Origin of the sequence: Marinobacter orientalis (assembly GCF_004792665.1) — a bacterium.
In the GTDB taxonomy this organism is placed as follows: domain Bacteria; phylum Pseudomonadota; class Gammaproteobacteria; order Pseudomonadales; family Oleiphilaceae; genus Marinobacter; species Marinobacter orientalis.
Window position 1 is genome coordinate 38,288 of sequence record NZ_SRZX01000012.1, and the last position, 12,925, is coordinate 51,212.

The window sequence follows — 12,925 nt, forward strand, 5'->3', positions numbered from 1 at the left end:
TATCCCGCGAGAATTCTGTAGCCTTGCGGGGTTATAATAGCCTTTTAACGGCAATGAGTTACAGGAGCTGAGTTATGTCCGTGCAAAAGCATCAGTCAGCCGGCGGCCAGGGGCCCGGAAAACTGAAAGTGGTTATGGCCCAGCTCGATTTTCTGGTGGGCGATATTCCCGGTAATACCGGCAAGGTGATTGAGGCTACCCGGCGGGCAGAGGAGGAGCAACAGGCCGACCTGGTGATTTTTCCGGAATTGTGTCTGACCGGTTATCCCCCCGAGGACCTTCTGCTTCGCCCGAGCATGGATTTGCGCATTGCCGAAGCCCTGGCTTCCTTGCAGGATGCCAGGCTCGGCCCGGCAATTGTCATCGGGGCCCCGATCAGGGAGGGCGCGCTGTTATACAATGCGGCAGTGGTGATCGAAGACGGACAGGTCACCGGCCGCTATTTCAAACGGTTTCCTCCCAACTATCAGGTATTTGATGAGAAGCGTTATTTTGCGGCCGGTGCAGACACCCTGGTCATAGAGATCCGCAAAGTGCCGGTGGGCATTACCGTATGTGAGGACATCTGGAGCGATGGCCCGGTGGAAGATGCCGCGGCAGCCGGTGCGAAACTGGTTCTCAACCTGAATGCGTCCCCCTACGACATCGACAAACAGGCGCGCCGGAAGGCGCTGATCGAGCGCAAGGCTCTTGAAAACCGCGTCAGTATTGCCTATGTGAACCTGGTGGGCGGCCAGGACGAGCTGGTTTTTGACGGTGGTTCGGTGGTCTATGACCATGCCGGTATCCTTGCAGCGGAGGCGCCCCAGTTCAGTGAAGGGCTGTACCCGGTGGAATTCATCTGTGAGCATCATTGTCAGCCGATACCACAGCCCGCTATTGCTGAGCCGTCCCTGGAAGAGAATGTCTACAAGGCACTGGTAGTGGGTGTGCGGGATTACGTCAACAAAAACGGTTTCAGATCAGTGGTTCTTGGCCTGTCCGGGGGCATTGATTCCGCCGTGACCCTGGCAGTGGCGGTTGATGCACTCGGAGCCGACCGTGTGCGCGCGGTGATGATGCCGTTCCGCTACACCGCCAGTATGAGCATCGAGGACGCGGAAGCCGAAGCGATGGCTCTGGGTGTGCAGTATGACGTGTTCTCCATTGAGCCCATGTATGATGCGTTTATGGAAACCCTCGCAGCCCCGTTTGAAGGTACGCTACCGGACACCACCGAAGAAAACCTGCAGGCAAGATTGCGGGGTGTGCTGTTGATGTCCCTGTCCAACAAGTTCGGCTCAATGGTGCTGACAACAGGCAATAAAAGCGAAATGGCGGTAGGTTACTCGACCCTGTACGGCGATATGGCCGGCGGTTTTGATGTACTCAAGGATGTTCCCAAAACCCTGGTATACCGCCTTGCCTGGTACCGCAACAGCCTGTCACAGGTCATTCCCGAACGGGTTATTACCCGCCCGCCATCGGCGGAACTGGCGCCGGGCCAGAAAGACGAGGACAGTCTGCCGGGCTACGATGTGCTTGACCAGATTCTCAACCTGTATGTTGAGCGTGATATGAGCGCTGACGCTATCGTGGTGCAGGGCTTTGACAGGGCAGATGTGGACAGGGTTGTGCGACTGGTGGATATCAACGAATACAAGCGTCGGCAGGCACCCATAGGCGTGCGCATTACCGAGCGGGGCTTTGGCAAGGATCGCCGCTATCCCATCACCAATGGCTGGAAAATCGGAAATTGACAAAAAACGGGCTGCGCGGTGCAGCCCGTCAGTCGGTTATTTACTCGTCGCCCATCAGGCCGAAGGTGACGACGCTGGACAGTGACCGGTCCTTGCGTTTGAGGATGTCTGCCTCGAATTTGCCGTCCGCGTTGAATGCGCTGCTGTCCGGGAAGTTATCTTCCAGCATGGCCACTGCATCGGCAGATGCTTTTTTCAGGTCCATGAAGCGGAACGTTTCCGCCATGATTATCAGCGCCTCTTCAACGGACGGGGTGGCGGAGTAGTTTTTCACCACGAAGCTCGCCCGGTTATTGGCGGCAATATAGGCTTCCCGGCTGATGTAATAGCGGGCGGCAACGATTTCCAGTTCGGCCAGGCGGTTGCGGATCGCGATCATGCGCTGACGGGCGTCGGGGGCGTATTCGCTGGACGGATAACGGTTCAGCAACTCGGAAAAATCACGGAAGGCCTGGCGTTGCTCGCCAGGATCCCTGGCCGCGACCTCGATAGGGAAGTATCGTGCGGCCAGGCCAATGTCCAGGTTGTAGGACGCCAGCCCCCGCATATAAATGGCATAATCCGCATGGTCGCTTTGTGGATTCAGGCGAAGAAAACGATCAGCTGCCGCGCGGGCGCCCTCCAGATCCAGATTCTGGTAACGGGCATAGATCAGGTCCAGCTGGGCCTGTTCCGCGTAGCGGCCGAACGGATAGTAGGTTTCCAGATAGTCGAGGTTGAGTTCCGCTTCGTTGAAGTTGCCCGAGTTCATGGCATCCCGGGCGTTTTCGTAATAGGTCTCTTCCGGCAACACTTCTTCCTGCTCGTTTGAGGCGCACGCACTGATCAATAGTGCTGCGGTAGTCACTAGCAGTAATCGGACAACTGATCTCATGCCGGAATCCCGTATAATGGCCAAAATTCGAATGGTGATCCATTGTAACGGGGATCTGCTCCCTTGTGCAGTGGCACTCACTGTCGATTGGAAAATTCTGACTCAAACGTAACACTTATCACGGCCCCGGGGGCTCAATGTCATCTGAAAACCGTATTATCGCCAGCTTTTCTGTTCCGCCGGAACACAGCGACCGCCGCCTGGACCAGGCCGTGGCAGAGCTGATGCCGGAGCATTCCCGGTCACGACTGCAGGGCTGGATCAAAAGCGGGGCGCTGACGGTGAACGGGAAAGCCTGCAAGCCCCGTGACAAGGTCATGTTGGGAGACAGGCTGGAACTGGACGCCGAGCCGGAGGCGCAGGTCAGCTGGCAGGCGGAATCGATTTCCCTGGATATCGTCTATGAAGACGAACATCTGCTGGTGATCAACAAGCCGGCAGGCCTCGTGGTTCACCCCGCCGCAGGCCATGCTGACGGCACGCTGGTCAACGCGCTGCTTAACCATGCGCCGGAAGTGGAAAACCTGCCGCGGGCGGGCATTGTGCACCGTCTCGACAAGGATACGTCCGGGATCATGGTGGTGGCGCGCAGCCTGATTGCCCACACCTCACTGGTTGACCAACTGCAGACCCGGACCATGGGGCGTGAGTACGAAGCCATCGTGGTGGGCACACTGACGGGAGGCTCCACGGTGGACGCACCAATCGGCCGTCATCCCCGCGAGCGTAAGAAAATGGCGGTGGTGCCAACCGGCAAGCCTGCGGTTACCCATTATCGTCTGGTCGAGCGCTTCGCTGCCCATACCCATGTGCGGTGCAAGCTTGAGAGTGGCCGTACCCATCAGATACGGGTGCATATGGCCCATGTCAAACATCCCCTGGTTGGCGACCCGCAGTATGGCGGACGGCTCCGCCTCCCGAAAGGCACCACGGAGGAGCTTCGGGATGTGCTGGCCGGTTTCCAGCGCCAGGCACTCCACGCCCGGCAGCTTACACTGGAGCATCCGCAAACAGGCGAGACAATGACCTGGGAGGTGCCTCTGCCTGAGGACATGGAAACGCTACTGGCGGCGCTCCGCAAGCACGTCAAGGACATGGAGCATCATGACTTCTGAGTTGCCTCTCATTATTCCGCACTGGCCTGCGCCGTCGTGGGTAAAAGCAGCCTCTACCACCAGGGTGGGCGGCGTAAGCAGGCCCCCGTGGGACACCCTGAACCTTGGTACTCATGTGGGAGATGCGCCGGAGGACGTGGCCCGAAATCGCAATATTCTGCATCAACGGTTGGGGCTTGCGGCCGGAAGTTTCGGCTGGCTGAACCAGGTCCATGGCACTGATGTGGTTGAACTGCCGGCAACCGGGACGGTTCGTGCCGATGCCAGTGTGACCTCCCGGCCAGGGAATGTCTGCGTGGTGTTAACCGCGGACTGCCTGCCAGTGCTTTTCTGCGATCCGTCAACTGGCCGGGTGGCTGCGGCTCATGCCGGCTGGCGGGGTCTGGCTGATGGCGTGCTCGAGCAGGTCGTGGCCCGGTTCACAAATCCTGCCTGCGTCCTGGCATGGTTGGGGCCGGCTATTGGTCCTGATCAGTTCGAGGTGGGGCCGGAGGTGCGGGAGACGTTCCTGTTGAATGACCCGTTGGCGGCCGATGCGTTTGCCCCAAGTCCTTACCGGGAGAAGCACTACCTGGCCGATATATACACACTGGCGAGGCAGCGGCTCGCTGCCGCTGGCGTGCTTCAGGTGTATGGCGGGGATTTCTGCACCGTAACAGACCAGAAGCGTTTCTTCTCCTACCGCCGTGATGGGCAAACCGGAAGGATGGCGAGCCTGATCTATACTTCATGATCCCCGTCAAATTTCTGACACTTATTGATCCCGGCTGCTTGAAGTCCTGCCGATCGCCCTTACATTAACTGTCAAAGCAGACCAGATGCCGCCTCAGGAAAAATGTTCCGGGCCGCATGACAGAAATTAGGGAATCCAGGATTATGAGAATCGACAAACTGACCAGTAAATTGCAGACCGCGCTTGCGGACGCCCAGTCCCTGGCAGTCGGCAAGGACCATAACTTCATCGAACCTGTGCACCTGATGCAGGCGCTGATGGATCAGCAGGGCGGCTCCATCAAGCCATTGCTGAAGCAGGCGGGCGCAGAGCCTGGCCGTATCCGTCAAGCCGTGGCCCAGGAAATCGAGACGCTGCCGGAAGTAAAGGGTTCGGCCGGTGATGTTTCCATGTCCAATGACATGGGACGACTGTTCAATATCGCTGACAAGCTGGCGCAGAAACGCGGCGACCAGTTTATTTCCAGTGAGTTGATGCTGCTGGCAGCCCTGGAAGACCGGGGCTCCCTGGGGCGGGTTCTGCGCGAGCAGGGGGTTGACAAATCGGCGCTGGAAACCGCTATAGATGAGGTTCGTGGTGGTGAGTCGGTCGATGATGCCTCCGCGGAGGAAAATCGCCAGGCCCTGTCCAAATACACCATTGATCTTACCGAGCGCGCAGAGGCCGGCAAACTGGATCCGGTCATCGGTCGTGATGATGAAATACGCCGAACCATCCAGGTGCTTCAGCGTCGTCGCAAGAACAATCCGGTCCTTATTGGCGAGCCCGGTGTGGGCAAGACTGCCATAGTGGAAGGGCTCGCCCAGCGCATCGTGAATGGCGAAGTGCCGGAAGGGCTGAAGAACAAGCGCGTGCTTTCGCTGGATATGGGCTCGCTGATTGCCGGCGCCAAGTTCCGCGGTGATTTTGAGGAACGCCTGAAGGCCGTGCTCAATGAACTGGCCAAGCAGGAAGGGCAGATCATTCTGTTTATTGACGAAATCCACACGGTGGTAGGGGCCGGTAAAGCCGAAGGCTCCATGGATGCCGGTAACATGCTCAAGCCTGCATTGGCACGGGGTGAATTGCATTGTGTGGGCGCCACCACCCTGGACGAATACCGCGAGAACATCGAGAAGGACGCGGCCCTTGAGCGTCGCTTCCAGAAGGTGCTGGTCTCCGAGCCCAACGAGGAGGATACCATCGCCATCCTTCGGGGCCTCAAGGAACGCTATGAAGTTCACCACGGTGTGGAAGTCACAGACGGCGCTATCATTGCAGCAGCCAAGCTGTCCCATCGCTATATTGCGGATCGCCAGCTGCCAGACAAGGCCATTGACCTGGTGGACGAGGCGGCCAGCCAGATCCGCATGGAAATGGACTCCAAGCCGGAAGCACTGGATCGTCTCGAGCGGCGTCTTATCCAGTTGAAAATCGAGCGTGAAGCGCTGAAGAAGGAAACCGATCCAGCGTCCAAAAAGCGGCTGTCAGAACTTTCTGATGTGATTACCGGCGTTGAGCGCGAATACGCGGATCTGGAAGAGGTCTGGAACACGGAAAAGGCCGCCCTGCACGGTTCCCAGAAGATCAAGAGCCAGCTTGAGCAGGCCAGGATTGATCTGGAGAATGCCCGTCGCGCTGGTGATCTTGGCCGCATGTCCGAGCTCCAGTACGGCCAGATTCCGGAGCTGGAGCGCCAGCTGGATATGGCAAGCCAGGCGGAAATGATGGAGATGACGCTGCTTCGCAACCGCGTGACGGACGAGGAAATTGCCGAGGTGGTGTCCAAGTGGACCGGCATTCCGGTGTCGAAGATGCTGGAAGGCGAGCGCGACAAACTGATGCGCATGGAAGAGGCGCTCCACGCCCGTGTTATTGGTCAGGATGAGGCTCTGGAAGCGGTATCTAACGCAGTACGGCGTTCGCGTGCGGGTCTTTCCGATCCTCACCGTCCGAATGGTTCTTTCCTGTTCCTTGGCCCGACGGGTGTCGGTAAAACAGAGCTCTGCAAGGCCCTGGCAGCCTTCCTGTTTGATACGGAAGAGGCCATGGTCCGAATCGATATGTCCGAGTTCATGGAGAAACACTCCGTCGCTCGACTGATTGGTGCGCCTCCCGGTTATGTGGGCTATGAAGAAGGCGGGTACCTGACTGAAGCGGTGCGCCGCCGGCCCTATTCGGTGTTGTTGCTCGACGAGGTGGAGAAGGCGCATCCGGACGTGTTCAACATACTGCTTCAGGTACTGGAAGATGGTCGACTGACAGATGGCCAGGGCAGAACGGTGGATTTCAGGAATACTGTCATCGTGATGACCTCCAACCTGGGTTCAGACATCATCCAGCGGAAAGCGGGTGAAGAGAACTACGAGGTCATGAAAGCAGCGGTTATGGAGGAAGTAGGTACTCACTTCCGGCCTGAGTTCATTAACCGCGTGGATGAAGTGGTTGTGTTCCATCCTCTGGCGAAAGGCCAGATCCAGGGCATTGCCAGGGTGCAGATCGAGATTCTCAACAAGCGCCTGCAAGAACAGGACATGAAGCTGGAGCTGGACGATGGAGCCATGGAACTGTTGGCTGAAGTGGGCTATGACCCGGTTTACGGTGCTCGTCCACTGAAACGAGCCATCCAGCGGATGATCGAAAATCCGCTGTCACAAAGGCTGCTTCAGGGAGATTTCGTTTCCGGGGATACCATTCGCGGAACGGTGAAGGATCACGCTCTGGAGTTCTCCAGGGCTTGATAATTGAAGCGGAAAAAAGGCGGCGCAACCTGCTCCGCCTTTTCTGTTTCAGTCTTTGTCTGCGCTGCCTCTGACCGGGTTCAGGCCCCTGAAGGTTCGCCGCAATTTTCTTCGGCAACTTCCTCAAACTTTTCGCGCTGCTCTTCGATTTCTTGCGGTGACAAATACCGCTGCTCGCCATCCTCTTCCACGCGTATGCGACTGTTGCGCTTGAGAATGCTCAGGTTGCTGCGCGCGGTTTCACAGTTTGCTTCCCTCTGTTTGCGTCGCGCCTTTTTCACGGCGCTTTCCTGTTGCCGCTCGGCCTGTTCTTCTTCCCGGTTTTCCAGGGCTTCGACGCGTTCCTGTGGGCTCGGGCGGCTGCTTTCTGAGCGTTTCCCGGTGCGTATGCTCACAGACTCCGCTTGTTGTCCGGCCGGTTGCCGGTCACCGAAATGTGTAACTCCGTCCTTATCGGTCCATTTATAGACGGAGGCAGCCGAAGATATCGCCGGTGCCGTAACCAGTAGTACTGCCAGGGTTATGATTTTTCTGTTCATGCCTCTACTCATTCCGGATTAGCGTTGTCGGAGCGCTGTGTTGGACAGCACCGTCTCTTTCTAGCCTATGTGTATCATGCCATTTGTAAAGCCAACTTTCTTGAGTCTGGTTCAAATACCTGGCACAAACTATGGCAGACCTTTGTCGGGTATGGACAGAGAATACAGTCGCCGCTATTGACAGGGAGTTTCGCGCTGTCAAAATTGCAGATCGCCTGAAGACTGGGGCCAATACGGCAGGCAATCCCGTGCGAGTATCCCCCGTTAATGACCACACTGAATGCCCCGCGCAGATCGCGGACTGGTTGTTGCTTACGTGCAACCCGTTGAATGGCCGTTCTCCGCAACCCTCAGGAGGGCGGCTGGCCAGGAGACAACCTCTTACGGCTGGTGTGGCGGAGTATCCGGTTCAGCTTTCACAAGAAGCCTGATGCCCGGACATCCAGGCAACCGGGACGTTTCCCGGCTCATTCACTCGTAGAAGAGGGTAGAACATCGTGGAGTTATTGTCTGGCGCCGATATGCTGATCCGGTCCCTTCAGGATGAAGGTATCGAATACATATATGGCTATCCGGGTGGTGCAGCGCTGCATATCTATGATGCGTTGTTCAGGCAGGACAAAGTCAAACACATTCTGGTGCGTCACGAACAGGCGGCGGTCCATATGGCTGACGGCTACGCCCGTGCCACCGGATTGCCAGGCACCGTACTGGTGACCTCGGGTCCTGGAGCCACCAACACCATTACCGGCATTGCCACTGCGTTTATGGATTCCATTCCCCTGGTGGTTCTGTGCGGTCAGGTCGCATCAACACTGATCGGTGAAGATGCGTTTCAGGAGACCGATATGATCGGCGTCTCCCGTCCTGTCGTGAAACACAACCTGAGCGTTCGTCATCCGGAAGAAATTCCGGGAATCATCCGCAAAGCGTACTATATTGCTGCAACCGGCCGGCCCGGCCCCGTGGTCGTCGATATTCCCAAGGATATGACCACGCCCAACGAGCGCTACGAATATGTTTTCCCCAAGAAGGTGAAGCTGCGCTCGTACAACCCGGCTATTCGCGGTCATGCTGGCCAGATCAAAAAAGCGGTTGATATGCTGATGGCGGCCAAGCGCCCCATTATCTATGCGGGTGGTGGCGTCATTCTTGGCAAGGCCACCGATCAACTGACCGAGCTGGTCAGGATGCTGGGTTACCCGATTACCAATACTCTGATGGGGATTGGTTGCTATCCGGCTTCCGACAGGCAGCACCTTGGCTGGCTAGGTATGCATGGTACCTATGAGTCCAACATGGCCATGCATCACTCGGACCTGATCCTTTGCGTGGGCGCACGATTCGACGACCGGGTGACCAACGCCACCGAGAAGTTCTGTCCCGGGGCACGCATCGTTCATATCGATATTGATCCGGCTTCCATTTCCAAAACCATCGATGCGGACGTTCCCATCGTGGGTCCCGTGGATGCGGTACTCAAGGAAATGATCACCCTAGTCAGGGAGAGCAAGGAAAAGCCGGATGCCGATGCCATCGCCGCCTGGTGGAAGCAGATTGAAGAGTGGCGGGCGTTCCATGGTATGCGCTATGAGACCAGCCCGGATGTGATCAAGCCTCAGGAAGTGGTGGAAGCGCTTTGCCGGCTCACCAACGGCGAGGCGTTTGTTACCTCGGATGTGGGCCAGCATCAGATGTTTGCGGCCCAGTACTACAAATTCGACAGGCCCAATCGCTGGATCAACTCCGGGGGGCTCGGCACCATGGGTTTTGGTCTGCCAGCTGCCATGGGCGTCAAACTGACGCATCCGGATGACGAGGTGCTCTGCATTACCGGTGAGGGCAGTATCCAGATGAACATCCAGGAATTGTCCACCTGCAAGCAGTACAACCTGCCGGTGAAAATCATCAACCTGAACAACCAGGCTCTGGGCATGGTCAAGCAGTGGCAGGACATGAACTATGAATCCCGCCATGCCGAGTCCTACATGGGATCCCTGCCGGACTTCATCAAACTGGCTGAAGCCTATGGCCATGTTGGTGTGCGCATCGACCGCAAGGAAGATCTGGAACCCAAGCTGAAAGAGGTTCTGGCGATGAAGGACGATCTGGTATTCGTTGATATCTACGTTGACCGGTTCGAGCACGTCTACCCGATGCAGGTGGCACGCGGCTCGATGAAGGATATGTGGCTCAGCAAGACGGAGAGGGTCTGATCATGCGTCGAATCATTTCTGTTTTGCTTGAGAACGAACCAGGGGCCCTGTCCCGCGTAGTGGGCCTGTTTTCGCAGCGCAACTACAACATTGAAACGCTGACGGTCGCGCCTACCGAGGATGAGACTCTCTCGCGCCTGACGGTCACCACCAGCGGCTCCGACAAGGTCATCGAACAGATCACCAAGCAGCTCAACAAGCTGATCGAGGTAGTCAAGCTGGTGGACCTTACCGAGGGCGCGCACATCGAGCGTGAGCTGATGCTGGTCAAGCTCAAGGCAACCGGCTCCCAGCGGGCCGAGATCAAGCGTACCGTTGATATTTTCCGGGGCCAGATTGTGGACGTCACCAGTTCCGTCTACACCGTTCAGCTGTCCGGTAACAGCGAAAAGCTGGATGGCTTTATCCAGGCCATAGGGACATCAGGCGTACTTGAAGTCGTCCGCAGCGGTGTTTCCGGCATTGCCCGTGGCGAGAAGGTATTAAGCCTGTAACAGACGTTGACATCATTCTGTACAATGACGGCCCCTAACAGGCCAATACAAAATATATAGAGGTTATACATGCAGGTTTATTACGATAAGGATTGCGATCTTTCCATCATCCAGGGCAAGAAAGTTGCCATCATCGGTTTTGGCTCACAGGGTCACGCTCATGCGTGCAACCTGAAAGAGTCCGGTGTCGATGTGACTGTGGGTCTGCGACCGGGTTCTTCTTCCATTGCCAAGGCAGAAGCCTATGGCCTGAAAACCAGCGATGTTCCGGCTGCCGTTGCCGCTGCTGATGTGGTTATGGTTCTGACGCCGGACGAGTTCCAGGCGCAACTGTACAATGCAGAGATCGAGCCCAACCTCAAGCAGGGTGCTACGCTCGCCTTCGCCCACGGCTTTTCGATCCACTACAACCAGATTGTGCCGCGCAAAGATCTGGACGTGATCATGATCGCACCCAAGGCGCCGGGCCACACCGTACGCACCGAATTTACCCGTGGCGGTGGTATCCCGGACCTGATAGCGATCTTCCAGGACGCTTCCGGTAATGCCAAGAACCTGGCACTGTCCTATGCCAGCGGCATTGGCGGCGGCCGTACCGGTATCATCGAAACCACTTTCAAGGACGAAACCGAAACTGATCTGTTCGGTGAGCAGGCTGTTCTGTGTGGCGGTACTGTTGAACTGGTCAAGGCGGCTTTTGAAACGCTGGTCGATGGCGGTTACGAGCCGGAAATGGCGTACTTCGAATGTCTGCACGAGCTCAAGCTGATCGTTGACCTGATGTACGAAGGTGGCATCGCCAACATGAACTACTCCATCTCCAACAACGCGGAGTATGGTGAATATGTGACGGGCCCCGAGATCATCAACGAGCAGTCCCGCGAGGCCATGCGCAATGCACTGAAGCGCATCCAGACCGGTGAATATGCCAAGATGTTCATTCAGGAAGGCAGCAGCAACTACCCGTCGATGACGGCCCGTCGCCGCATCAATGCCGAGCATCAGATCGAGACAGTAGGTGAAAAACTGCGCTCGATGATGCCCTGGATCTCCGCGAACAAGATCGTGGATAAAGAGAAAAACTGAGCCGGTAGACCGGCCCGGTTTGAAAAACGCGGCCCGGGTGGCCGCGTTTTTCGTATATACTCCGCCTAAATGCTTTCCGGAGTGAGTGGTATGACTGACGAGAAAAAGCAGACCAAGACAGGCCCAGAAAAGAACGATGCTCAGGAGGTTGATGATCTGCAGGAGCACGAATTCGATATCGAGGCCGGGGAGGTCGTTGAGGAAGAGCTTGTTGGAGGTGCACCGGTCCGCCGTAAGGGTATATATCTTCTGCCCAATGCGCTGACGACCGCTTCATTGTTCTCTGGCTTCTACGCCATCGTCGCGGCTGCCAATGGGGTTTTTGATAACGCGGCGATTGCGATTTTTGTATCGATGATCCTTGATGGCCTTGATGGCAGGGTCGCCAGGCTCACCAATACCCAAAGCAAGTTTGGTGAGGAGTACGACAGTCTTTCCGATATGGTTGCGTTTGGCGTAGCGCCGGGGCTGGTGGCTTTTTTCTGGTCACTGAATAATCTCGGCCAGGTTGGCTGGGCCATTACTTTTATTTACGTGGCTGGTGCGGCTTTGCGGTTGGCACGGTTCAATACCCAGATCGACTCTGTGGATAAAAAGTTCTTTGTCGGCCTGGCCAGTCCTGCGGCTGCCGCCTGTGTGGCCGGATTGGTCTGGACCTTCCATGCTGTGGAGCCGGCCAGCTGGTTGACGTTAATGACGATCATCATTGTTGGTGGTTGTGGTGTGCTGATGGTCAGCAACATTCTCTACAAAAGCTTCAAGGACCTGGATATGCGTGGGCGGGTTCCGTTCGCTGCGATTCTTCTGGTAGTCCTGGTGTTTGTGGTGGTCGCGCTTGACCCGGCTACGGTTCTGTTCACCGGCTTTCTTGTCTATGCATTGTCGGGTCCGGTTCTGGCGCTGCTCAGAAAATCGCGCCACTCGGCAGGCCAGTCAACGTGAATTCGGGGTGGAAAACAGGCAGATTGATCGCGGTTTGATCAGCGGTATAGGTGCTAACCGAGACAGTGTAGAAATAGTTGATTAAGCTCGTTGACACCTGCGCCTGGCTCTGTAGAATGCGCATCTCGTTCGAGGGACACGCCACTGAGGCGGGTCACAAATCGGACGACAACCGTTTGATTTAATTGATAGTTTACCGGTTCTGAATCGGCATCAAAATAAACAGTTGACAAGGCAGCGATTCGATGTAGAATACGCCACCTTGATCGGGCAAGTCCCGAACGCTCTTTAAAAAGTTGACCAAGTAATTCGTGTGGGCGCTGGCCGAGGTATTTCGGACATGAAATATCAGGACAGTGACTCGTCGAAAAATTGAGTTTTGTCTTGAGCAGAAATAAAGGATCTTCGGATTCTTGTATGATTTAAACTGAAGAGTTTGATCATGGCTCAGATTGAACGCTGGCGGC

General features: G+C 56.5%; 10 protein-coding genes. 8 read left to right on the forward strand and 2 right to left on the reverse strand.

Annotated elements, in window-relative coordinates; genetic code table 11:
- Nucleotides 1-74 precede the first annotated feature (74 nt).
- Nucleotides 75-1,739: an NAD+ synthase gene (locus DIT72_RS18195; protein ID WP_135956660.1), complete on the forward strand. Its 1,665-nt coding sequence runs from the start codon at nt 75-77 to the stop codon at nt 1,737-1,739.
- 40 nt (nt 1,740-1,779) lie between these two features.
- Here DIT72_RS18195 and DIT72_RS18200 read toward each other — a convergent pair whose 3' ends face one another.
- Nucleotides 1,780-2,613 (reverse strand): outer membrane protein assembly factor BamD, encoded by an 834-nt coding sequence (locus tag DIT72_RS18200; protein WP_135956661.1) that lies wholly within the window; start codon nt 2,611-2,613, stop codon nt 1,780-1,782.
- A 137-nt stretch (nt 2,614-2,750) separates the two neighbouring features.
- Here DIT72_RS18200 and rluD point away from each other — a divergent pair, with 137 nt between their 5' ends.
- The 3 genes from rluD (at nt 2,751) to clpB (ending at nt 7,181) form a co-directional block, all read left to right on the forward strand.
- Nucleotides 2,751-3,728 carry a 23S rRNA pseudouridine(1911/1915/1917) synthase RluD gene (gene rluD, locus DIT72_RS18205; RefSeq protein WP_135956662.1) on the forward strand — a complete coding sequence of 326 codons (978 nt, stop codon included), beginning with the start codon at nt 2,751-2,753 and terminating at the stop codon, nt 3,726-3,728.
- Entirely contained in the window at nt 3,718-4,461 is a 744-nt protein-coding gene (gene pgeF / locus DIT72_RS18210) for a peptidoglycan editing factor PgeF (protein ID WP_135956663.1), read from the forward strand. Before rluD ends, pgeF begins: the two co-directional genes overlap by 11 nt.
- A 143-nt stretch (nt 4,462-4,604) precedes the next feature.
- A complete protein-coding gene (gene clpB, locus DIT72_RS18215) occupies nt 4,605-7,181 on the forward strand; it encodes an ATP-dependent chaperone ClpB (RefSeq protein ID WP_135956664.1) in 2,577 nt (858 codons plus the stop codon).
- A gap of 80 nt (nt 7,182-7,261) precedes the next feature.
- On the opposite strand, the gene DIT72_RS18220 is transcribed toward clpB, so the two are convergent.
- A complete protein-coding gene (locus tag DIT72_RS18220; RefSeq protein WP_168355085.1) occupies nt 7,262-7,720 on the reverse strand; it encodes a DUF4124 domain-containing protein in 459 nt (152 codons plus the stop codon).
- Nucleotides 7,721-8,217: 497 nt separating this feature from the next.
- Here DIT72_RS18220 and DIT72_RS18225 point away from each other — a divergent pair, with 497 nt between their 5' ends.
- The 4 genes from DIT72_RS18225 (at nt 8,218) to pssA (ending at nt 12,458) form a co-directional block, all read left to right on the forward strand.
- Nucleotides 8,218-9,936 carry an acetolactate synthase 3 large subunit gene (locus tag DIT72_RS18225; protein WP_135956666.1) on the forward strand — a complete coding sequence of 573 codons (1,719 nt, stop codon included), beginning with the start codon at nt 8,218-8,220 and terminating at the stop codon, nt 9,934-9,936.
- 2 nt (nt 9,937-9,938) lie between these two features.
- Nucleotides 9,939-10,430, forward strand: coding sequence for an acetolactate synthase small subunit (gene ilvN, locus DIT72_RS18230; RefSeq protein WP_135956667.1), 492 nt, complete (start codon nt 9,939-9,941; stop codon nt 10,428-10,430).
- 69 nt (nt 10,431-10,499) lie between these two features.
- A complete protein-coding gene (ilvC, locus tag DIT72_RS18235; RefSeq protein WP_135956668.1) occupies nt 10,500-11,516 on the forward strand; it encodes a ketol-acid reductoisomerase in 1,017 nt (338 codons plus the stop codon).
- A 90-nt stretch (nt 11,517-11,606) separates the two neighbouring features.
- On the forward strand, nt 11,607-12,458 hold the full coding sequence (pssA, locus tag DIT72_RS18240) for a CDP-diacylglycerol--serine O-phosphatidyltransferase (protein ID WP_135956669.1): 852 nt from the start codon (nt 11,607-11,609) through the stop codon (nt 12,456-12,458).
- Nucleotides 12,459-12,925: the final 467 nt, after the last annotated feature.

Coding starts and splice junctions, on each gene's coding strand:
- DIT72_RS18195 (WP_135956660.1), top strand. CDS start 75: ATGTCCGTGCAAAAGCATCAGTCAGCCGGCGGCCAGGGGCCCGGAAAA.
- DIT72_RS18200 (WP_135956661.1), bottom strand. CDS start 2,613: ATGAGATCAGTTGTCCGATTACTGCTAGTGACTACCGCAGCACTATTG.
- rluD (WP_135956662.1), top strand. CDS start 2,751: ATGTCATCTGAAAACCGTATTATCGCCAGCTTTTCTGTTCCGCCGGAA.
- pgeF (WP_135956663.1), top strand. CDS start 3,718: ATGACTTCTGAGTTGCCTCTCATTATTCCGCACTGGCCTGCGCCGTCG.
- clpB (WP_135956664.1), top strand. CDS start 4,605: ATGAGAATCGACAAACTGACCAGTAAATTGCAGACCGCGCTTGCGGAC.
- DIT72_RS18220 (WP_168355085.1), bottom strand. CDS start 7,720: ATGAACAGAAAAATCATAACCCTGGCAGTACTACTGGTTACGGCACCG.
- ilvN (WP_135956667.1), top strand. CDS start 9,939: ATGCGTCGAATCATTTCTGTTTTGCTTGAGAACGAACCAGGGGCCCTG.
- ilvC (WP_135956668.1), top strand. CDS start 10,500: ATGCAGGTTTATTACGATAAGGATTGCGATCTTTCCATCATCCAGGGC.
- pssA (WP_135956669.1), top strand. CDS start 11,607: ATGACTGACGAGAAAAAGCAGACCAAGACAGGCCCAGAAAAGAACGAT.